Below are 19416 nucleotides of genomic sequence, written 5' to 3'. Positions count from 1 at the left end.
GCCTTTAACGGCAGGAAATCGCAAAAATATAGATGGGCCAAGGCAAAAATGATGCAATACGGCATCATCCTGTGCATTTTTGACGCCTGGAGTACACTCGATCCACCTCTATCGATGAAAGGGATGTCATGAGTAGCAGAATCGAACGCGACAGTTTCGGCCCGATCGACGTACCCGCCGACCGGCTGTGGGGAGCGCAAACGCAGCGCTCGCTCGAGCACTTCCATATCTCCACGGAAAAGATGCCGCCCGAACTGATCGCCGCCCTGGCCACCGTCAAACGCGCGGCCGCCCACGTCAACCTGGACCTGGGATTATTGGATGGCAAGAAAGCCGTTGCCATCACGCAGGCGGCCGACGAAGTACTGGCCGGCAAGCACGACGCGGAATTCCCGCTGGCCGTCTGGCAGACGGGCTCTGGCACGCAAAGCAATATGAACATGAACGAAGTGCTGGCCAACCGCGGCTCCGAGCTGATCGGCGGCTTGCGCGGCGCCGAGCGCCTGCTGCATCCGAACGACGACGTCAACCTGGGCCAGTCCTCGAACGACATCTTTCCGACCGCCATCCACGTGGCGGCCGCCCTGGCCGTCGCCAACACGGTCTTGCCACCGCTGCGCCAGCTGCGCGCCACCCTGGATGCGAAAGCGACGGAATTTGCCGACATCGTCAAGATCGGCCGCACCCATTTGCAGGATGCGACGCCACTGACCCTGGGGCAGGAATTTTCCGGCTACGTGGCGCAGCTGGACTTCGCCGAACACATCATCACGGCATCGCTGCCGCCGCTGCTGCAGCTGGCCGCCGGCGGCACGGCCGTCGGCACGGGCTTGAATGCCCACGTGGAATTTGCCGGCCGCATCGCGCAAGAACTGGCGCGCCTGACGGGCCAGCCATTCGAGACGGCCAGCAACAAGTTTGCCGCGCTGGCCGCCCACGACGCCCTCGTTGCCGCCCATGGCGCGCTGAAAACCCTGGCCACGGCCCTGATGAAAATCGCCAACGACGTGCGCTGGATGGCGTCCGGCCCCCGCTCCGGCCTCGGCGAAATCACGATCCCCGAAAACGAGCCGGGTAGCTCCATCATGCCGGGCAAGGTCAATCCCACCCAGTGCGAAGCGCTGACCATGCTGTGCTGCCAGGTGTTCGGCAATGACGTGGCCATCACGGTGGGCGGCGCCTCGGGCAATTTCGAGCTGAATGTCTTCAAGCCTTTGATTGCACACAACTTCCTGCAAAGCGCGCGCCTGTTGGGCGACGGCATGCGCAGCTTCGACGAGCATTGCGCGCACGGCATCGCGCCGAACCGCGAGCGCATCGCCGAACTGATGGAGCGTTCCTTGATGCTGGTCACGGCGCTGGCGCCGCACATCGGCTACGACAAGGCGGCGCAGATCGCCAAGCAGGCCCAGCACGAAGGCACGACCCTGAAGGAGGCGGCGCTGGCCTTGGGCTTTGTGACGGAAGAGCAATTCGGCGCGTGGATCGTGCCCCTGGAGATGACGCGGCCCAACAAAAGTTAAGGCTCAGCCTGCATTCTCCCTGGCTTCATGTAAACTATGACCTTAGTTGATGACGTCATCAAGTGTTGAAAACACATCATTGCAATAAGGGATACAATGCAAAAAGTAAGCTTTGATTTAACATCCGAATTCGTCGAGCTGAACCAGCTATTGAAGCTGGTCGGCTTGTGCGACAGTGGTGGCGCAGGCAAGGTCATGGTCGATAGCGGCGTGGTGAAGGTCGATGGCAAGAAGGAATTGCGCAAGACCGCCAAGATCCGCGCCGGCCAGGTCGTCAGCGTGGGCGATATCCGTATCACGGTCGTCGCTCCAGTCTGACCCCGGCATGGGGCGCGAAAGCGGCCCCATGCGTCCAGCCAGCACCCCGCCAGCCGGCTGCCTGCATCAAGCTGCAAACACGTCGTTATTGCCAGATAAAATATCGATTGCAGAAGGGGAGCGCCATGGACCATCCCGAACAAGGTACGCGCAGCCAGGAACGCCTGATCGGCGACTTGCGCCAGGTCATAGAAAACGCGGAAGAATTGCTGCGTAACACAGACAAATACACGAGCAGCCTGTACCAGAGCGCGCGCGCCAGATTGGAACTGGCCCTTGTCGCCGCCACGGCCGAGCTGGCCCGCTTTGAAGAAGAGCAAGTGACGCGCATGATGGACGCCACCCTGGCGGCGAATGCCCTGTACCGCGATCAGACGGGCGAAGCGCGCCTTCTGCGGGCTTTCGAATAAACCGTTACGCCGTCAACACCGCATGCGCCAGCCACTGGCGCAAGTGTGCGGCCAGGTCGAATGCCGGGTCCAGCGCGAATGCCGCATCGAGCGCGGCGCCAAACGTTTGACCTTGCCGTAAAGCCAGCAAGGCCGCATGCGCGGCCGCATCGAGTATCAGCACCTGCGCCTTCCAGCGTGTCCGGCAAACCAGCGCGTAGCTGGCCACCTGCATCTCTTGCGGAAACATCCCCTGCCCGTCTCCCTCCTGATGCGCCCACCACAGGGCCGCCACTTGCCAGTTCGATGCCAGCAAGGCGCAAGCGGGATGCAAGGTAAAACAGCGCGCTTCCAGTTGATCGGGATGCAGGGCGGCCAGCGCATCGGGCGCCAGGCCCTGCGCATCGGCCGCGTAATGGGCCAGGTGCACGGCCCATTCCAGGCGCGCCATGTCCGGCAGGTAGGGCAAGTCGGCCACAGGTGGAAAACTGGTCAGAAAATCGGCGAAACGCTCGCCAAACTGATTCAAATCAGCGCTATCGGATGGCATCTGCCGGCCATACGCGCACGCCAGGCCGCCAAAGAATGCCTCGCCCACCAGCGCCAGCACGACGGGATAGGCGTGGCCCAGGGTGCGGCGCCAGGTGGCGCTCAAGTTGCCGCGGTACAGTGAATAACGCTGCGGTACCGATTCTCCCGCGAACGATGGCAGGGTTGCCGCAGTATCGAGCAAGGCCATGGCAAACGCTTGCTGGCTAGCCGCCAGCGCGTCAGGCGACACGGGCGGCGGGGACGGCGGGGACGGCAGCGCCGCTCCCTGCCATGGTGGCTGCGGCGCATGGCGCGCCAGCATGGACTGCGCCTTGTCCGCTTCTCCCAGCAAGACATCGAGGGCGGGCAAATCCGTATCCCATTCGACGAGGGTGGGAATGGCACCAAAGCGCAGCAAGGCGGCCGCATACAAATCCCAGACGGGATCGGCGATGGCGGCACCGTGGTGGTCGATCACGGCATGCGGCGTCAGCAAGTGGCCGCCCAGGTGCAGCTCGCCCACGCTGCCCGGCGCGATGGATTGCATGGCTGCCAAGGCGTCTTCGCCGTGGTTGCACTGGTTCACATACAGATTATTGATATCGAGCAGCAGCCCGCAGCCGCTGCGGCGCGCCAGCTCCGCCAGGAATTGCGCCTCGCTCATGCCATCGTCGGCAAAACGCAGGTAAGTGGAGACATTCTCCAGCAAGATCGGTCTTTTCAGCACATCCTGCACCCGCCCCACTCTGGCGCACAGCAAATCGAGGGCGGCGCCATTCAAGGCCAGCGGCAACAGATCGTTGAGTTGCTGCTGCGCTACGGCGCCCCAGCACAGGTGTTCCGACACGAGGGTCGGCTCGATGCGCTCGACCACGGCGCGCACGCGCTGCAGGTGCGCTTCCGAAAAGCCGTGTGCGGAGCCCAGGCCCAGGCCCACGCCATGCAGGCTGATCGGGTAATCCTCGCGCAGGGTCTGCAGCACGTGCCAGTCCCAGCCCGATGGCTGCAGATAATTCTCAGTATGCACTTCCAGCCAGCCCGCCCTGGGCCGGCGCGCCAGAAAATCGCGGTAATGCGCGGCGCGCAGGCCGACGCCGGCAAGCGCCTGGATGGGCGGCGGCATGGGCGTGCGGCGGGTGCTTACGGCTGCGTGGCCGGCTTTGCAGCCTTGCCGGCCTTGATGGGCTTGACGGAGCCGCCCGCCTGTTCGCACGTGCCCTTGGCAACATAGGTCCATTCGGTAGGCAGATTGTCCGCCTCGGCCTGGCCTGCGCAGGAATGCGCGCCATCGGACGAGGCGCAATCGTTCTGCCCCGCCTTGGCCACGCCATAGCATTTTTCCTTGTCGCCAGGGGCGGGACCGTCGTGCGCGGCCGCGTTGATGGTGGCGCCGGCACAGATGCCCGCGAGGGCAGCGGCGATGAGAGCTTGACGTTTATTCATGGAAATCCTCTTGCTGGGTCAAAGTAATCGATAAGTAATCATTCAGTCACGGCACGCCCCTGGCTGCACGATGGGCAACGCGAGGTGATGGACGTCATTCTACTGAATCGGCCGTGCCATGGCGAACCATGTTCAATCAGTCAAGCTGGCAGCGGTGGGAAGGAAGGCGGAAGGAAGACAGACAAAAACGCCCACTCGCCACCGTCGATGACGGTGGTGTGGGCGTAGATAGCGCGAGCGCCAGGCTGGCGCCGCCGGACTGCGCTCAGGCAGTCGTATTGATGCGGTTGCCGAGGTGAGCCGGCAGGCTCGGCGCCGACTGTACCGGTGGCAGCGCTGCCAGCAAGGCAGTGGCAGTCGAGCTTTGGATATCCTGGGCTTTTTTCAGGACAGTCAAGCCAACGGCTTGCCGCGTGCCTGTCTCCGCCATCGTGGTTGACAGTTGAGCAATGCTTCCGACGTCCATACGTTTCTCCAATGAGGTTCTACCCTTGTTAACGGATGCCGCCGGCAAACCTTTAGCTTATTTTTCCAGCTTATTTTCCAACTGCAGCAGCAACCAGGCCAGCACGTGCTCGCGCGCATTCAAGTCCAGCCATTGCACGCCCTCGCGCAGGTCGGCCGGCGCCGGACTGTCGGAGGCGACGGCGATCACATGCGGGTCATGCGGATACAGGGGCGCCTGCCCCACTTCCGGGCGGAACACTTCCAGCTTGGGGATGGGATCCGTCTTGAAACCCTCGACCAGGGTCAAGTCTGCCGGCCCCATGCGGGCCAATTGCTGCGCCAGGCTCGGCTCGGGCGCGCCGCGCAGCTCATGCACGATGGCAAAACGGTACGGCGACGCCACCAGCACTTCCGCCGCCCCCGCCATGCGCAGGCGGGCACTGTCCTTTTGCGGCGGTTCCAGCGCCAGGTCATGGTGGCTGTGCTTGACCAGGTTGACGCGCAAGCCGCGCGCCGCCAGTTCCTTCACCACAAATTCCAGCAGGGTCGTCTTGCCGCTACCGGAACGGCCGATCACACCGAGTACCGGGTGGGCGGGCATCGCATCGTGCATGGTCACTCCTTGTTTGAGAAGGAGTGATTATACGCAGCCCCACGGGCGCGACCGCCGGCGCAGGCACCGCGCATTGCCCAAGTCACCACCCAAGTCAAGCGGTTCCGGGTTTTCCGCCATTCCCGGCACTGGCGGGCGCCGGTGTGCCGCCCTGCCGCCGGCGCCTGCCCGCCGGCTTCGGCACTGTCGCGCCTGCCGTTTTACTCGCCGTTTTACTATTTCCCGCCTGCGCATTCCTGGCCGTGCGCGCCAATTGCCGGTGGGCGGCGATCGCGCCCGCCTCGGCATCGGACTGGAACGGCACGGCGGCAGCGGCGGCCACTTCGCCGTCAGGCTGGCAAGCGGGCGCCAGCGGCGCAAAATCCTGCGCCCGCGCATCCGCTTCCCATGCGGCGCGCTGTGCCAGCACAGCAGCGGGCACGGCAGGCGCCGCGCGCGCTTGCGCCAGGGTCAGCACGGCGCCCAGGCCGCTGGCGGCCGCCACGCGCGCGCCCATCTGGGGCAAGCCGCCATCGGCGGCGCGGCAAAAGCGCTGCAGGATGGTTTTGATGATCGACGTGTGGTCGACCACCTCGTGGCTGACGCTGCCCGGCGCGATCAGCGGCGACACGAGCAGCATGGGCACGCGCACGCCGTACTGACGAAACGCGGGATCGTCGTCGATGGCGGGACCAGGCGGCACATGGTCGAAAAAGCCGCCGTGCTCGTCATAGCTGAGGATGAGCAAGGTGCGCGCCCAGGCCGGCCCGCGCGACAGGGCCTGGTAGACCTGCGCCACCAGCGCCTGGCCGGCGCGGATATCGGCCGGCGGGTGGTCGTCATTCTCAAAAAAATGCGGATCGATCCAGCTGACCGAGGGCAAGGCGCCCGCCAGCGCATCGCCGATGAAACCATAGCGGCGCGCGCTGGAACCAAACGGCTCGTACAGCTCGGACGAACGGTAATGGTCGTCCGTCAGCGCCAGGCTCCAGGGTTTCCAGGCGGAATAAAATTTCCAGCTGACCTGGGCGCGGTCCAGGTGGCGCACGAAGGATTTGTTCGTATACAGGGGCACGCGCTTACTGTCGCGGCTGCCGGCAGCCTTGCCGCTGATCGCATACAGGCGGTTGGGCCAGGTGGCGCCCGGAACGGAGCTGTAGCAGCGGTCGCAGACGCAGAACTGCTGCGCCAGGAAATCGTACATGGGTAAGTCGGATGCATTGTAATAGCCCATCACCAGGTCGATGTCGGGGTCGCCCGGATGCGTTTGCGCATAGTCGTCGACAAAGCCGCCATTATTGTTCTGCAATTGCTGCGCCACCGACATGCCCGTATGCGACGGGTCTTGCTGCGGGCCAAACGCCGTGCGCCGCAAATGGTGCACGGGGTAGCTCACGCCCGCATGCACGTTGGCATGGCCGGCCTGCAAGCCGTCGATGTCGGCACGCCCGCCTTCCAGGCTCAGGTAGCCGAGCATGTGATCGAACGATCGGTTCTCCATCATCAGCACGACGATATGGTCGATGCGCGCCAGGTTTCCCAAGCCATGCGCATCAAAAGCACCCTCACCCGCTGCGGCAGCAATCATCGGAACTCCCCGGCCACGCACACGGTCGCAGCGACCCTGGTTCGACCAGGCCAGGCCAGTATGGTTCAGCTACTGCTACCCGGCCTTGATGCACAACAATTCAATACGGCACACGGTAGCGGTAGCCCTTGAAACTGAAGATGGCCGCCTTCGGCTGCAATTTTTCCAGCACCAGGCCCGGCGCCAGTTCCTCGCCTTCGTGGCGCAGGACCTTGTCGATCAGCAGCAGGCGGTCGGCCGGATTCTTCGAATAGATATAGCCGCCGATGGCGACCGGGGGGATTTGCCGCTGTATCGGCTCGGGCAAGTCGCGCATGCCGGGCACGGTCTCTTCGGCCGATGGCGCCGCCGCAGGGACGGGCACGGCCGGCGCCGGAGCGGGGACTGGCGGCTCTTGCTTCGGTTCCGCCACGGGCCTGGCATGCTGCACTGGCGCGGCGACGGCCGCCGGCGGCACGGGCACGGGCACGGGCACAGCCACAGGCGCAGGCGCAGGGACTGCGGGCGGGACTGCTGCCGGCACCGGCGCTGGCACGGCCTGGGCCAGCACGGCAGGCGCCGTGGCCGCCACCTGCCAAGGCTGCCACAACAGCAGTGCGGCAGCCACGGCCACCGCCACGCCACCCAGCGCCAGCCAGACGGGCACGCGGCTCGCCGCGCCCGATGCTGCGCCATCGTGCAGCTGCACTTGCGGTGCGTGGATCGACGGCAACTCGCCCAGCTGGCGCTCGGCTTGCGATTTTTTCAGTGCTTCAAGTATGTAGGACATCTTATTTCCCCGCCACCATCGCCGTCGCAGCGGGCGCTGCCACGGCAGGAGCTGCGCTGCTCAGGCGCGGCTCCGCGTTGTCACCGAGCTGCATCAGGCGTATATACGTTTTCGGGCCCGCCAGGCCATCGGCCCGCAGGTTCTGGCTTTGCTGGAATGCGCGCAACTGGCCTTGCATCTCGGCATCGAGCGGCAGATTGGCGGCCGGCGCCGGCAAGCCTCGCTGTTGTGCCAGGCGCTGCGCCAGCCAGTCCACGTCGGCGCCGCGGGCGCCCAGCGGCACTTCGTCGCGCCAACCGCGCGGGGCGCGCCAGAAGGTCGTGAAACTGCCATCGCTGCGCTGCGCCAGCTGGGCCAGCTGGGCCAGCGGCAGGCTTTGCTGCTTGCCATCGAGCATCAAGGTAGCGCTCCCGTCCTGCACGCGCGTGAGCAGCGCCAGCTGTTCCGCACCATCCGCATCGCGCAAGGCCAGCATGGCGGGTCGGTCCAGCACGCGCAACTCGGCGATACCGCCCCGGCTGTGCAGGCAGCGCAGGCCGGCGCGGGCGCCCGCCTGGCAGGCATCGCCGGCCGGCAACTGCTCGCCCCACAGGGCGGCCAGCTGGCGCAGCACGGCGTTGCGGTCCGGCACCTTGGCGGGCGCGGGCGTGGATGCGGCGGCGGCCGCCACGGCGGAGGCGGCCGGCACAACGGCGGCCACCGCAGGCGCAACAGGCACGGCGGACGGGCGCGGCATGAAATGCCAGGCCAGCGCGGCCGAGACCACGGCCCCGGCCAGCACGCCGCCCGCCACCTGCGGCCAGCGCAAGCCCCGTCCGGCAGCCGGCTTGCCCTCTTCCGCGAACACTTCCTCGGCGGCGCGGCGCAATATCTGGCGCGTCACTTGCGGCTGGTTTTCCACGTAGGCGCCCAGCAGCGCGCGGTCGCACAGCAGGTTGATGCGGCGCGGCACGCCGTGGCTCATGGCGTGAATGTGCGCCATCAGCCGCGGCGCGAACGGCGTCTGCGCCGTGCAGCCGGCCACGGCCAGCCGGTGGCGGATGTAGCTTGCCGTCTCGTCCGCAGTCAGCGAACCGAGGTGATAGCGGGCGATCACGCGCTGCGCCAGCTGCTCGAGTTCCGGCCGGGCCAGCATGGCGCGCAATTCCGGCTGGCCGATGAGGATGATCTGCAGCAACTTGCGCTCGCTCGTCTCCAGGTTCGTCAGCAAACGCAACTGTTCCAGCACGGCGGCGGACAGGTTTTGCGCTTCATCGATGATCAGCACATTGTTCTTGCCCTGCGCATGGCTGGCCAGCAGGTGCGCATTGATGGCGTCGACATAGCCTTTCACGCTGGCCACGCCGGGCGCCAGGGCGATGCGGAATTCCTCGCAGATCGACAGCAGCAATTCCTCGACGGACAGTTTCGGATTGAAGATATACGCGAGCTGGCAGTTTTCCGGAATCTGCTCCATGAAGCAGCGGCACACGGTGGTCTTGCCGGCGCCGATTTCGCCCGTCAGCAACACAAAGCCACCGCCGCTGCCCACGCCATACAGCAAATGCGCCAGCGCTTCGCGGTGGCGTTCGCTCATGAACAGGTAGCGCGGATCGGGGGCGATCGAAAACGGCGATTGCTTGAGCTGAAAATAATGCGTGTACATGGAGACCCTGCGGATGAAACGATCAAAATGCGCAGCGGCAAGCCTATACCCTCATCGGGTGCGGGCGGGCGGCAACGGCTTGTATTTGGCGCAATAGACTTTCGCCTTGCTGCGGAAGTAGACGATTTTACTGCCAGGCACGGAACCACGGACAGGAAAGGCGGAATTGTCGAGTTTATTGAAGCGCAGGCCCGAGACGCCGCGGATGGCCGGCTCCAGCTTTTCCGGTGTCGAGTCCGCCACCACGCCCATGAAGACGAGGGGACTGGTGTCGTCGCTGACGATCACGTCGGTAATCGGCGCGCCCCACAAGGTGGCGTCCGTGCGGAACCAGTAGGCGCCCCCTTCATGCTTGTAGGCGGGGCCGAAGGCCGTCAGCAGATACGCATAGAAGGCCTTGTTGTCGATCTGGTCGATGCACAGCACGGCATTGCCCACCACTTGCCCGAACGTGGACGGCGGCGGCTTTTGCTGCGCCAGCACGCCGGACACGGGCACGCCGCAGGCCAGCAGGGCGAACGCCGCCAGCAGGGCCGGCGCACGCCACGGGCGCATCGATGAACGGCGCACGCGCATGATCAGCGCTTGCGCTCTTCTTTCTTGACCTTCTTGGCTTCCTTCTTTTCCTTCATGGTCTTGGCCGGTTCCTTCTTGGCTTCTTTCTTGCTGTCCTGTGCCTTGCTCATTATCTACTCCATGCCTGGGCGGAAATGCCTGGGCCATTATGACACTCCCCCATGAAAATGCCACGTCATTTCCCCCATGCAATAGATCCCGCCCGGCAAGCACGGGCAGCGCATGCGCTTATTTGCAAAAAGACGTTTGCATTTTTATTTTATTATGTTTTAATACACGAACTTTATAAATAGATATCATTTCGGTGCGGCGTGACCAGCACGGAAACAAGCATACAAACTGGGGACAGGACATGGCCGGCATACGGCACGACCATGTGTAATCGATTTACAGCCCTCGGCGGAAACAGACAATATGATGAGAACAATGATCTTGCTGGGCGCGGCCTTGACGCTCTGGGCCGCTGGCAACACGCAGGCGGCAGAGACGCCGCCGGTTCAGATGGCCGCCTACCAGGCGACACCCCCCACCCTGGCCACGCGCCTGGCCAGTTTCCATTCGCCGGACGCCAGCCTGCGCGTCCCCGCGTCGCATGAACCGGGAACGCATTCGCTGCTGCTGGTCACCATCGTGCTGCTGAGCCTGCGCATGCGCGCCAGCAGCACCACCAGCAGCGAAAAATTCAGCACCTGACGTGAAAACGGCCGCGCAAGGCGGCCGTTCCAGTCACGCGTCAGCGCACGATCAGTGCAGGCACAGACGGCGGCGCGTCTTTTCGATCAGCGCCGCATCGTAGGGATACAGGTTCTCGATAAAGAACAATTCCGTTTCCGCTTCATCTTCCAGGCACATTTCGATCATGACCGGGCCATCGCTTTCGCGGCCCAGGAAATCCTTCGGCCAGCGGTTCTTGCGGTGCGTGCGCATCATTTCCATGCCCAGCGCAGCCAGCGGCGCCGACACGCCAGCGGCCAGCGCCTCTTGCTGCCAGTCGTCCCAGTACTCGCTCTTTGCTGCCTTGTCGTTCATCATGCTCTTCCAACTCAGGTGTAAAAGGCGGACTTTACTCTTCATGGCGTCCCTTGCCAAGCATGCATACAAGCAATATCACACGCCCAACAACAGACCAGTTGCAAAAAATTGGCATTAAACAAGGCCAATTTCAATACCATTCGGCATCCACAAAAAATCCTTTATTAACAAATACTTGCAATCAATCCCTCGGGCATGGCGCGACGCCGCGCAACGCAATTATTAATACCACTTAAATACCTGTTGACAAGCCCTCGGGGCGACAATATAGTGCCTTCAGCTTTTTCGCCGCCCGACAAATAAAAGAACCGAGACAGGCGCACTCAACCAAACGCGGGACTGCACAATATGATCGAATACATAATCGGCGTCGACGGCGGGGGAAGCGGTACCCGCGTACGCCTGGCGCGCCTCGACGGCCACGAGCTGGCACAGGGACAAAGCGGCCCCTCCGGCCTGGGGCTGGGCATCGAACGGGCCTGGAGCTCCGTGGCGCATGCCGTCACCGTGGCCTTCCGCACGGCCGGCCTGGAACAACCGTCATTGCAGCGCATGGCCATCGGCCTGGGCCTGGCCGGCGTGCACAACAAGCAGTGGGCCGCCAGCTTCGTCGAACACAATCCCGGCTACGCCTTGGTGGCGCTGGAATCGGATGCCCTGACCACCCTGCTGGGCGCGCATGCGGGCCAGCCGGGCGCCATCGTTGCCATCGGCACCGGCAGCGTGGGCGAAGTGCTGCACGCGGACGGCAGCCGCCACGAAGTGGGCGGCTGGGGCTTCCCCTCCGGCGACGAGGCGGGCGGCGCCTGGATCGGCATGCGCGCCATCAACCACGCGCAGCAAGTGGTCGACGGCCGCGTGCCCGGCAGCGCCTTCGCCACGGCCGTCATCGACGCCTGCGGCGGCCAGCGCGACGCCATGCAAGTGTGGCTGGCCGCCGCCAGCCAGACCAATTTCGCGCAACTGGCACGGCTGGTGCTTGAACACGCGGTCAGCAATGCCGTGGCGCGCACCATCCTGGTCGACGCAGGCCGGCAGATCGCGCTGATCGCCAGGGCGCTCGACCCGGCCGGCGCCTTGCCCGTGGCCCTGTGCGGCGGCCTGGCGGCGCCCTTGTCCGACTACCTGCCGGCGGAACTGTTGAAACTGGTCGTGCCGGCACAGGGCGACTCGGCCGCAGGCGGTCTGCGCCTGATACGCAAGCACTTGCAGGAGCAATGACCATGCTGGCCAAACTGTCCACCTTCAAACCCAATCCGGCCAGCGACACGCCGCTCTACATGCAGCTGGCGAACATGCTGTCGGACGGCATCGCCAGCGGAGACTGGCGCGCCAACCAGGCCTTGCCTTCCGAGCGCGTGCTGTCGGATATCCTGGAAATCTCGCGCGTCACGGCGCGCAAGGCCATCGACATGCTGTGCGACCGGGGCATGCTGACGCGCAAGCGCGGCTCGGGCACCTACATCACGCCCAAGCTGGAACAGCCGCTGTCGCGCCTGACGAGCTTTTCGGAAGAATTGCGCCAGCGGGGCTTTACGGCCGGCTCGCGCTGGCTGCAGCGCGACATCGGCTCGGCCGCGCCGCTGGAACTGCTGTCGCTGGGACTGTCGCCGCACATGCCGGTGGCGCGCTTGCGCCGCCTGCGCACGGCTGACGAAGTGGTGATGGCGATCGAAACGACCACCATCCCCGCCGTGTACATGCCGGACCCGCAGCAGGTGACCGATTCGCTGTACGGCTACCTGGAGTCGCGCGGCACCATCCCGATGCGCGCGCTGCAGCATATCCGCGCCGTCAACGCGACGGCGGAACAGGCCAAGCTGGCCAATATCAAGACGGGTGAAGCCATGCTGCACATCACCCGTGTCAGTTATCTCGACAACGGCGCAGCGGTGGAACTGACCCACTCGTATTGCCGCAGTGATTATTATGAATTCGTAGCGGAGTCGCGCAGATGAGCAGCACTATCAAAGGCAATATCCTTACCCCCGGCGGCTGGATCCACGGCGCCATCGCCTTCGGCGAGCGCGTCGACAGCATCGAGGGCAACTCCCTCCACCCGTCGAACAACAGCGACGACTATATTCTGCCCGGCTTTATCGACCTGCACGTGCATGGCGGCGCCGGCAAGGACATCATGGAAGGCGGCGAAGCCGTCTACACCATCGCGGCCATCCACGCGCGCCACGGCACCACCAGCCTGCTGGCCACCACCATGACGGCGCCGCCGGAAGATATCGACATGGCCTTGAGCGCCATCGGCATCGCCGCCAACCACCGCCGCCCGAACACGGCGCGCGTGCTGGGCGCCCACCTGGAAGGCCCGTACATCAATTCGGGCAAGCTCGGTGCGCAGCCGAACTTCGCGCGCGCCGCCACCCTGGCTGAAATCGAACGCCTGCAAACCTTGGCCAAGCTGCGCGTCATCACCGTGGCGCCGGAAATCGCCGGCCACCTGGACCTGGTGCGCGCCCTGGCCGACGCCGGCGTGCGCGTGCAGATCGGCCACACGCTCGGTTCGTACGAAGACGGCGTGGCCGCGCTGGAACACGGCGCCATGGGCTTCACGCATCTGTTCAACGCCATGAGCGGCCTGCACCACCGCGAGCCGGGCATGGTCGGCGCCGCCCTGGCGCACGCCGAATACGCGGAACTGATCCCCGACCTGCTGCACGTGCATCCAGGCGCCATCAAGGTAGCCCTGCGCGCCATCCCGCGCCTGTACTGCGTCACCGATTCGACCGCCGCCACCGGCATGCCGGACGGCGAATACATGCTGGGCCGCCACGCCGTGCAGAAATGCATGGGCGGCGTGCGCCTGCCCGACGGCACCTTGGCGGGCAGCACCTTGACCCTGGACCAGGCGCTGCGCAACCTGGTGGGACTGGGACTGGACCTGGCCGACGCGTCCAAGCGCGTGTCGACCAACGCCGCCGATTACCTGGGCCTGGAAGAACGCGGCCGGCTGGCCCCCGGTACTTACGCCGATCTGGTGGTACTCGATCGCGATCTCAAACTCAAAGCTGTGTATATAGAAGGAGAAATCTGTGACCTCAATGATGCTTAAAGAAGCCATTTCCGCCGCCGAATGCGTCGCCCTGCAACTGGCCAGCGACACGGAACGCTACGCGGAACTGGGCCGCAAATTGAGGAGCACCTCGTTCTCGACCGCGCTGACCATCGCGCGCGGCAGCTCGGACCACGCCTGCAACTACGTCGCCTACCTGATCATGGCGCGCCTGGGCCGCGTCGTCGCATCGTTGCCGATGTCGCTGGTCACCCTGAACAAGTCGCCGCTGGTGACGCGCGACACCTTGGCCATCTCGATCTCGCAATCAGGCCAGAGCCCGGACGTGGTCGAGCCGATCCGCTACTTCCGCGACGGCGGCGCCACCACCGTGGCCCTCGTCAACGACATCGATTCGCCGCTGGCGCACGCCGCCGAATGGGCCATGCCCCTGCGCGCCGGCAAGGAACAGAGCGTCGCCGCCACCAAGAGTTTTATTACCAGCCTGGTCGCCGGTGCGCGCATGGTGGCACAGTGGCAGAACGATCCCGAGCTGCTGGGCGGCCTGGAAGCGCTGCCCGAGGCGCTGCTTGAAGCGACCCGCGTCGACTGGTCGCCAGCGATCGACGTGCTGGCCCCGGCCCGCAACATCATGGTCGTCGGACGCGGCATCAGCTTCCCTGTGGCGCTGGAGTCGGCCCTGAAATTCAAGGAAACGTCGGCCCTGCAGGCGGAAGCGTTCAGCGGCGCCGAAATCAAGCACGGCCCGATGGCCCTGATCGAAGACGGCTACCCGCTGCTGATTTTCGCCACGCGCGGCCCAACCCAGGCCGGCCTGCTGCAGCTGGCCACAGAGATGCGCGGCCGCGGCGCCAAGGTCTTGCTGGCGGCGCCCGCCGACGTGGCCGAGCGCGACCTGACCCTGCCCGTGGCGGCCACGCCGGACCTCGACCCGATCGTCGCCATCCAGTCCTTCTACGTGATGGCGGCGAAACTGTCGGCCGCGCGCGGCATGGATCCGGATGCGCCGCGTCACTTGAGCAAGGTCACCAAGACCAACTAGGCACTACCCGGCAGCTACGCCCCCGGCACGGGGCGCGGCTGCCGTCAGAAGTACCCGAATATAAGCGACGGCAAGGGCATGTACCCGCGCCGCGGACTCATGGACATTGGAGCACCACGCTCCAGGATAAAAATGACGATCAAGAGACTGTTGGCGGTTGTTGCCTGCGCGGGCCTGCTCGCGCCGCAGGCATGGGCTGCCGAGAAAATCGAATTCTGGACCTTCAGCATGAAGCCCAAGTTCACGCCGTATTTCAATGCGGTGGTGGCGCGCTATGAGGCGCAGAATCCCGGCGTCAAGATCGAATGGATCGACTTTCCGTGGGACATCATCCAGACCAAGCTGGTCACGCGCATCGTGGCCGGCACGCCGCCCGCGCTGGTCAGCCTGAACGTGCCCTGGGCCGACGAATTTGCGCGCGACGGCTTGCTCACACCCGTCGATGGTCTGATCGGGGAAGCGCGCGCCAGCTACATTCCCAGCGCCCTGGACGACTTGCGCTTCAAGGGCCGCACCTATGGTTTTCCCATGTACAGCAATGTCGCGGTGATCGCCTTCAATACCGCCATCTTCAAGCAGGCGGGCCTCACGCGCGGCCCCTCCAGCCTCGATGAACAGCTGGCGTACGCGCGCCAGATCGCGCAACGCACGGGCAAGGCCGGCATCGCGCCCGCCTTGTCCAAGATCGACGGCCTGTTCATGCAGCAGGGCCTGGCCGTCATCACCGACAACCGCGCCGTCTTCAATTCGCCGCAGCACGTGGCGCTGGTGCAGAAACTGGCCGACACCTACAAGGTCGGCGGCCTGCTGAAGGAAGGCTTGTTCGCCGAAGACAATTTCCCGGCCGTGATCGACGCCTACAAGGGCGGCCGCCTGGGCATGCTGCTGGCGCCGCCGACGGCCATGCAGCGCATCCGCGGCGATGCGAAAGACATCTACGCCATCACCGACGTGGCGCCCGCACCGCTGGGCCCCACCGGCATCGCCGATGGCGGCTGGCTCGTGCACTTCGCCATTCCGAAAGGCGTGCCGGCACGCCAGCTGCCGTCGGTCGGCAAGTTCGCGCGCTTCCTGACGAACGACGAGAACCAGCTGGCCTTCGCGCGCCAGGCCAGCGTCTTTCCCACCACGGTGAAAGCGGCGGCCGATCCGTTCTTCCTCGCCACGCCAGCAAACGCGGGCGCGGCTGAAAAAGCGGTGGCCGCCGGCGCCCTGTCGATGGGCCACTCGCGCACCCTGTACGTGGCCGGCATCGACGACTACGACGAGTTGCGCCGCTCGCTCGTGAAAGCCGTCGAAGCCGGGGTCACGGGCAAGCAGGACGTCAAGCAGGCGCTGGACCAGGCCGTCGCCATCTGGAACCGCAAGCTGGCCACCCTGCCGCGCCACTAAGGACACCATGAAACTCGCCCACCGCCACACCGTGCAAGCCTGGCTGTTCCTGACTCCCGCCCTGCTGCTGCTGGCCGCCTTTTCCTTCTGGCCCGTCGGCTACGGCTCCGTGCTGGCGTTTACCGACTACAGCCTGATACGCGAGACGCGCTTCGTCGGCCTGGACAATTTCCGCTACATCTTCAACAACGAGATGTTCGTCTCGGGCTTGAAAAATTCGCTGATGTTTTTGCTGATGGTGCCCTTCGTGCAGGTGGGCGCCATCGTGCTGGCCGTGCTGGTCAACAACCGCCTGCCCGGCATCCGCCTGTTCCGCGCCGCCTTCTACGTGCCCGTGGTGACCACCGTTTCCGTGGTCGGCATCATGTGGGGCTTCATGTTCCATGAACAGGGCGCGCTCAACTACGTGATGATGACGTTAAAGCTCGTAAACGCGCCCGTGGGCTGGCTGACGAACGACAGCCTGGCCCTGTTTGCCGTCATGTTCGTCACCCTGTGGCGCGGCCTGGGCTGGTATATGGTGATGTATCTGGCGGCCCTGCAATCGATACCGTCGGACATGCAGGAAGCGGCCATGCTCGATGGCGCCAACCGCTGGCAGCGCTTCTGGAAGATCACCGTGCCGATGCTGCGCCCCACCATCATGCTGTGTTCCATCCTGTCCGTGCTGGCGGCCCTGAAGGCGTACCAGGAAGTCGACGTGCTGACCCAGGGCGGACCGATGAATTCCACCTTCACGGCGCTGTACTACGCGTATGACCAGGGCCTCAAACACTTGAAACTGCCGCGCGCGCTGGCGGCCAGCTTCGTCGTCTCGCTGTTCTGCATAGCCATCGCCCTGCTGTGCCTGCGCTATCTGAAACCGAAGCACCGCTAACAGGGAATGACCATGACAAACCGCTCCCGCCCCCTGAAAACGCGCCTGCAGCTCATTGGCCAATACACGGGCCACTACGCCGTGCTGTGCGCGATCGCCGTCGTCTGCATCTTCCCGTTCTGGTGGACCCTGGTGACGGCCATTTCCACGGAAGGCAATATCTTCGCCTTCCCGCCCACCTTCTGGCCGAAGGCGCCGTCATTCGACAACTTCATCGAGGTGTTCAAGGCGATCCCGATCTGGTCGTTCTTCAAGAACTCCGTGCTGATCGCCGTATTCACCGTGTTCTGGAAACTGCTGCTGTGTTCATTGGCCGCGTATCCGCTGGCGCGCCTGAAATTCCGCGGCCGCAAACTCGTGTTCGGCCTGATCCTGGCTACCCTGGTGCTGCCGTCCGAGGTCAACTTCCTCGTCAACTTCATCACCATCACGCAAATGAGCCTGGTCGATACCTACACGGGCGTGATCCTGCCCAACGTGGTGACGGCCGTGGCCATCTTGCTGCTCAAGCAGGCGTTCGAGGAAGTGCCGCAAGACCTGATCGACGCGGCGCGTGTCGATGGCGCGTCCGAGTGGGTCATCTTCAGCCGCATCATGCTGCCCCTGATCACGCCATGGCTGGCCACCGTCGGCATCCTGACGGCCGTCGAATCGTGGAATGAATACATTTGGCCCTCCATCGTCATGAGCAAGCCCGATGAATTTCCCCTGTCGGTGGGCGTGCTGTACTTGCGCGGCACCTTCGGCAGCAGCACGCGCGTGATCGCGGCCGGCACCCTGATCACCATCGTGCCGACCCTGCTCGCCTTCCTGTTTACCCAACGCTTCTTCATGCGCGGCATGGACGGCGCAGTCAAATGAAAACGTCTCTCGATAAGGAAGCCTCCATGCACGACCAGCGCATCAGCATCAGCAAAAAAGCTCGCAGCCCGATTTCCTGGGTGCCCACCCTGTACTTCGCCCAGGGCTTGCCGTTCTACGCCGTGGCCCTGGTGGCCGGCCTGATGTTCAAGAGCATGGGCGTGCCGAACGACCAGATCGCCCGCTGGACGGGCCTGATCGGCTTTGCCTGGGTCTTCAAGTCGCTGTGGAGCCCCTTCCTGGAGCTGACGTCGAGCAAGAAGACCATGGTGGTGCTGTTCCAGTTCCTTGGCGGCCTGAGCCTGGGCCTGATCGCGCTGGCCCTGCAAACGCCGCTGTGGTTCGCCGCCTGCATCGCCGTGCTGTTCGTTGCCGCGCTGGCCTCGTCCACGCACGACATCGTCTGCGATGGCCTGTATATCGCCAGCCTGTCGGACAAGCAGCAGGCGGCCTACGCGGGCTGGCAAGGCGCCTTTTTCAATGCGGGCAAATTCATCTCGCTGGGCGGCCTGGTGATCCTGGCCGGTTACCTCGAGAAGAAAATCGGCGTCAAGCCCGCCTGGTCGGTGATCTTCCTGATCATCGGCGCGATGATGCTGTCGCTGGCCGCCTACCACCTGTGGGCCCTGCCGCAGGTGCGCAACGCGGCCGTGGCAGACAAGAGCGTGGCAGGCATCAGCCGTACCCTGTGGGACGTGCTGGTGGACTTCCTGAAAAAGCCCGGCATCTGGGGCATGATCGCCTTCATCATCCTGTTCCGCGCGGGCGAGGCGCAAGTGCAGACCATCGGCCCGCTGTTTCTGCGCGAAGCGCGCGAGCTTGGAGGGCTGGGCCTGTCGACGACGGAAGTGGGCGCCGTGTACGGCACGGCCGGCACCGTCGCCTTTTTGCTGGGCAGCATCGGCGGCGGCTACTTCACGTCGTGGCTGGGCCTCAAGCGCGCCATGTTCTTCCTGATCCTCGCCATGAACTTGCCGAACCTGGTGTTCTACTACCTGAGCCACAGCATGCCGACCGACCTGACCCTGATCACGGCCGCGCTCAGCGTGGAGATGTTCGGCTATGGCTTCGGCTTCGTCGGCCTGATCCTGTTCATGATGCAGGTCGTCTCGGTCGGCAAATACCAGACGGCCCACTATGCGTTCGCCACCGGCGTGATGCAGCTGGGTTCCGTGCTGTTCAAGATGATCAGCGGCGACATCCAGACGGCGCTCGGCTACAAGACTTTCTTCCTGTGGGTGCTGGTGTCGGCCGTGCCCGTATTGATCCTGTCGCGCTTCATGCGCATCGGCCCGAAGGATACCTCCGACCCATCTGACGCCGGCGCCACGTCCGCGCCGGCCAGCGCAAGCTAGGACAGAAG

The 19416-nt window shown here is 64.6% G+C and carries 21 protein-coding genes; 12 read left to right on the top strand and 9 right to left on the bottom strand.

Annotated elements, in window-relative coordinates; all coding sequences use genetic code 11:
* The first annotated feature begins 128 nt into the window (after positions 1-128).
* From fumC to SKZ59_RS17240, 3 genes are all read left to right on the top strand, one after another.
* Positions 129-1523: a class II fumarate hydratase gene (gene fumC / locus SKZ59_RS17250; RefSeq protein WP_319992443.1), complete on the top strand. Its 1395-nt coding sequence runs from the start codon at positions 129-131 to the stop codon at positions 1521-1523.
* A 96-nt stretch (positions 1524-1619) separates the two neighbouring features.
* Complete coding sequence (locus tag SKZ59_RS17245; protein WP_035825476.1) at positions 1620-1841, top strand: RNA-binding S4 domain-containing protein; 222 nt, start codon at positions 1620-1622, stop codon at positions 1839-1841.
* Between the two features lie 125 nt (positions 1842-1966).
* Positions 1967-2251, top strand: coding sequence for a hypothetical protein (locus SKZ59_RS17240; RefSeq protein ID WP_034759786.1), 285 nt, complete (start codon positions 1967-1969; stop codon positions 2249-2251).
* A 4-nt stretch (positions 2252-2255) separates the two neighbouring features.
* Here SKZ59_RS17240 and SKZ59_RS17235 read toward each other — a convergent pair whose 3' ends face one another.
* From SKZ59_RS17235 to SKZ59_RS17200, 8 genes are all read right to left on the bottom strand, one after another.
* Positions 2256-3884: a DUF692 family multinuclear iron-containing protein gene (locus tag SKZ59_RS17235; RefSeq protein ID WP_319992442.1), complete on the bottom strand. Its 1629-nt coding sequence runs from the start codon at positions 3882-3884 to the stop codon at positions 2256-2258.
* 17 nt (positions 3885-3901) lie between these two features.
* Positions 3902-4204, bottom strand: coding sequence for a DUF2282 domain-containing protein (locus SKZ59_RS17230; RefSeq protein WP_070303676.1), 303 nt, complete (start codon positions 4202-4204; stop codon positions 3902-3904).
* A 265-nt stretch (positions 4205-4469) separates the two neighbouring features.
* A complete protein-coding gene (locus tag SKZ59_RS17225; protein ID WP_034781856.1) occupies positions 4470-4670 on the bottom strand; it encodes a YjfB family protein in 201 nt (66 codons plus the stop codon).
* Positions 4671-4727: 57 nt separating this feature from the next.
* Entirely contained in the window at positions 4728-5264 is a 537-nt protein-coding gene (gene mobB, locus SKZ59_RS17220; RefSeq protein WP_058051167.1) for a molybdopterin-guanine dinucleotide biosynthesis protein B, read from the bottom strand.
* Positions 5265-5358: 94 nt separating this feature from the next.
* Entirely contained in the window at positions 5359-6831 is a 1473-nt protein-coding gene (locus SKZ59_RS17215) for an alkaline phosphatase family protein (RefSeq protein ID WP_319992441.1), read from the bottom strand.
* Between the two features lie 100 nt (positions 6832-6931).
* A complete protein-coding gene (locus tag SKZ59_RS17210) occupies positions 6932-7600 on the bottom strand; it encodes a general secretion pathway protein GspB (RefSeq protein ID WP_319992440.1) in 669 nt (222 codons plus the stop codon).
* 1 nt (position 7601) lies between these two features.
* Positions 7602-9245: an ExeA family protein gene (locus tag SKZ59_RS17205; RefSeq protein WP_319992439.1), complete on the bottom strand. Its 1644-nt coding sequence runs from the start codon at positions 9243-9245 to the stop codon at positions 7602-7604.
* Positions 9246-9296: 51 nt separating this feature from the next.
* A complete protein-coding gene (locus tag SKZ59_RS17200; RefSeq protein WP_070303680.1) occupies positions 9297-9821 on the bottom strand; it encodes a hypothetical protein in 525 nt (174 codons plus the stop codon).
* 414 nt (positions 9822-10235) lie between these two features.
* Between SKZ59_RS17200 and SKZ59_RS17195 the strand changes: the two genes are divergently transcribed.
* The gene (locus SKZ59_RS17195; protein WP_139143410.1) at positions 10236-10514 is read left to right on the top strand and encodes a hypothetical protein; all 279 of its coding nucleotides are present in this window, start codon (positions 10236-10238) and stop codon (positions 10512-10514) included.
* A 51-nt stretch (positions 10515-10565) separates the two neighbouring features.
* On the opposite strand, the gene SKZ59_RS17190 is transcribed toward SKZ59_RS17195, so the two are convergent.
* Entirely contained in the window at positions 10566-10853 is a 288-nt protein-coding gene (locus SKZ59_RS17190; RefSeq protein WP_034759823.1) for a hypothetical protein, read from the bottom strand.
* Between the two features lie 348 nt (positions 10854-11201).
* Here SKZ59_RS17190 and SKZ59_RS17185 point away from each other — a divergent pair, with 348 nt between their 5' ends.
* The 8 genes from SKZ59_RS17185 to SKZ59_RS17150 all read left to right on the top strand — a co-directional run bounded on the left by SKZ59_RS17185 (position 11202) and on the right by SKZ59_RS17150 (position 19408).
* Positions 11202-12074, top strand: a complete 873-nt coding sequence (locus SKZ59_RS17185) for a BadF/BadG/BcrA/BcrD ATPase family protein (RefSeq protein WP_319992438.1) — start codon at positions 11202-11204, stop codon at positions 12072-12074.
* Positions 12075-12076: 2 nt separating this feature from the next.
* Positions 12077-12811, top strand: coding sequence for a GntR family transcriptional regulator (locus SKZ59_RS17180; protein WP_319992437.1), 735 nt, complete (start codon positions 12077-12079; stop codon positions 12809-12811).
* Positions 12808-13920, top strand: a complete 1113-nt coding sequence (nagA, locus tag SKZ59_RS17175) for an N-acetylglucosamine-6-phosphate deacetylase (protein WP_319992436.1) — start codon at positions 12808-12810, stop codon at positions 13918-13920. Before SKZ59_RS17180 ends, nagA begins: the two co-directional genes overlap by 4 nt.
* Complete coding sequence (locus SKZ59_RS17170) at positions 13910-14923, top strand: SIS domain-containing protein (protein WP_034759831.1); 1014 nt, start codon at positions 13910-13912, stop codon at positions 14921-14923. Before nagA ends, SKZ59_RS17170 begins: the two co-directional genes overlap by 11 nt.
* Positions 14924-15055: 132 nt before the next feature.
* Complete coding sequence (locus SKZ59_RS17165) at positions 15056-16315, top strand: ABC transporter substrate-binding protein (RefSeq protein WP_319992435.1); 1260 nt, start codon at positions 15056-15058, stop codon at positions 16313-16315.
* A 7-nt stretch (positions 16316-16322) separates the two neighbouring features.
* Entirely contained in the window at positions 16323-17192 is an 870-nt protein-coding gene (locus SKZ59_RS17160) for a sugar ABC transporter permease (RefSeq protein WP_319992434.1), read from the top strand.
* Between the two features lie 12 nt (positions 17193-17204).
* The gene (locus tag SKZ59_RS17155; protein ID WP_319992433.1) at positions 17205-18053 is read left to right on the top strand and encodes a carbohydrate ABC transporter permease; all 849 of its coding nucleotides are present in this window, start codon (positions 17205-17207) and stop codon (positions 18051-18053) included.
* A gap of 26 nt (positions 18054-18079) precedes the next feature.
* Positions 18080-19408 (top strand): MFS transporter, encoded by a 1329-nt coding sequence (locus tag SKZ59_RS17150; RefSeq protein ID WP_319992432.1) that lies wholly within the window; start codon positions 18080-18082, stop codon positions 19406-19408.
* Positions 19409-19416 lie beyond the last annotated feature (8 nt).

Source organism: Janthinobacterium sp. GMG2, assembly GCF_033949445.1.
GTDB lineage: Bacteria > Pseudomonadota > Gammaproteobacteria > Burkholderiales > Burkholderiaceae_D > Janthinobacterium > Janthinobacterium aestuarii.
This window is presented reverse-complemented; position numbering and strand designations above follow the sequence as displayed.

Excerpts from the sequence above, each read along its gene's own strand:
- fumC (WP_319992443.1), top strand. The coding sequence starts at position 129 with ATGAGTAGCAGAATCGAACGCGACAGTTTCGGCCCGATCGACGTACCC.
- SKZ59_RS17245 (WP_035825476.1), top strand. The coding sequence starts at position 1,620 with ATGCAAAAAGTAAGCTTTGATTTAACATCCGAATTCGTCGAGCTGAAC.
- SKZ59_RS17240 (WP_034759786.1), top strand. The coding sequence starts at position 1,967 with ATGGACCATCCCGAACAAGGTACGCGCAGCCAGGAACGCCTGATCGGC.
- SKZ59_RS17235 (WP_319992442.1), bottom strand. The coding sequence starts at position 3,884 with ATGCCGCCGCCCATCCAGGCGCTTGCCGGCGTCGGCCTGCGCGCCGCG.
- SKZ59_RS17230 (WP_070303676.1), bottom strand. The coding sequence starts at position 4,204 with ATGAATAAACGTCAAGCTCTCATCGCCGCTGCCCTCGCGGGCATCTGT.
- SKZ59_RS17225 (WP_034781856.1), bottom strand. The coding sequence starts at position 4,670 with ATGGACGTCGGAAGCATTGCTCAACTGTCAACCACGATGGCGGAGACA.
- mobB (WP_058051167.1), bottom strand. The coding sequence starts at position 5,264 with ATGCACGATGCGATGCCCGCCCACCCGGTACTCGGTGTGATCGGCCGT.
- SKZ59_RS17215 (WP_319992441.1), bottom strand. The coding sequence starts at position 6,831 with ATGATTGCTGCCGCAGCGGGTGAGGGTGCTTTTGATGCGCATGGCTTG.
- SKZ59_RS17210 (WP_319992440.1), bottom strand. The coding sequence starts at position 7,600 with ATGTCCTACATACTTGAAGCACTGAAAAAATCGCAAGCCGAGCGCCAG.
- SKZ59_RS17205 (WP_319992439.1), bottom strand. The coding sequence starts at position 9,245 with ATGTACACGCATTATTTTCAGCTCAAGCAATCGCCGTTTTCGATCGCC.
- SKZ59_RS17200 (WP_070303680.1), bottom strand. The coding sequence starts at position 9,821 with ATGCGCGTGCGCCGTTCATCGATGCGCCCGTGGCGTGCGCCGGCCCTG.
- SKZ59_RS17195 (WP_139143410.1), top strand. The coding sequence starts at position 10,236 with ATGATGAGAACAATGATCTTGCTGGGCGCGGCCTTGACGCTCTGGGCC.
- SKZ59_RS17190 (WP_034759823.1), bottom strand. The coding sequence starts at position 10,853 with ATGATGAACGACAAGGCAGCAAAGAGCGAGTACTGGGACGACTGGCAG.
- SKZ59_RS17185 (WP_319992438.1), top strand. The coding sequence starts at position 11,202 with ATGATCGAATACATAATCGGCGTCGACGGCGGGGGAAGCGGTACCCGC.
- SKZ59_RS17180 (WP_319992437.1), top strand. The coding sequence starts at position 12,077 with ATGCTGGCCAAACTGTCCACCTTCAAACCCAATCCGGCCAGCGACACG.
- nagA (WP_319992436.1), top strand. The coding sequence starts at position 12,808 with ATGAGCAGCACTATCAAAGGCAATATCCTTACCCCCGGCGGCTGGATC.
- SKZ59_RS17170 (WP_034759831.1), top strand. The coding sequence starts at position 13,910 with ATGATGCTTAAAGAAGCCATTTCCGCCGCCGAATGCGTCGCCCTGCAA.
- SKZ59_RS17165 (WP_319992435.1), top strand. The coding sequence starts at position 15,056 with ATGACGATCAAGAGACTGTTGGCGGTTGTTGCCTGCGCGGGCCTGCTC.
- SKZ59_RS17160 (WP_319992434.1), top strand. The coding sequence starts at position 16,323 with ATGAAACTCGCCCACCGCCACACCGTGCAAGCCTGGCTGTTCCTGACT.
- SKZ59_RS17155 (WP_319992433.1), top strand. The coding sequence starts at position 17,205 with ATGACAAACCGCTCCCGCCCCCTGAAAACGCGCCTGCAGCTCATTGGC.
- SKZ59_RS17150 (WP_319992432.1), top strand. The coding sequence starts at position 18,080 with ATGCACGACCAGCGCATCAGCATCAGCAAAAAAGCTCGCAGCCCGATT.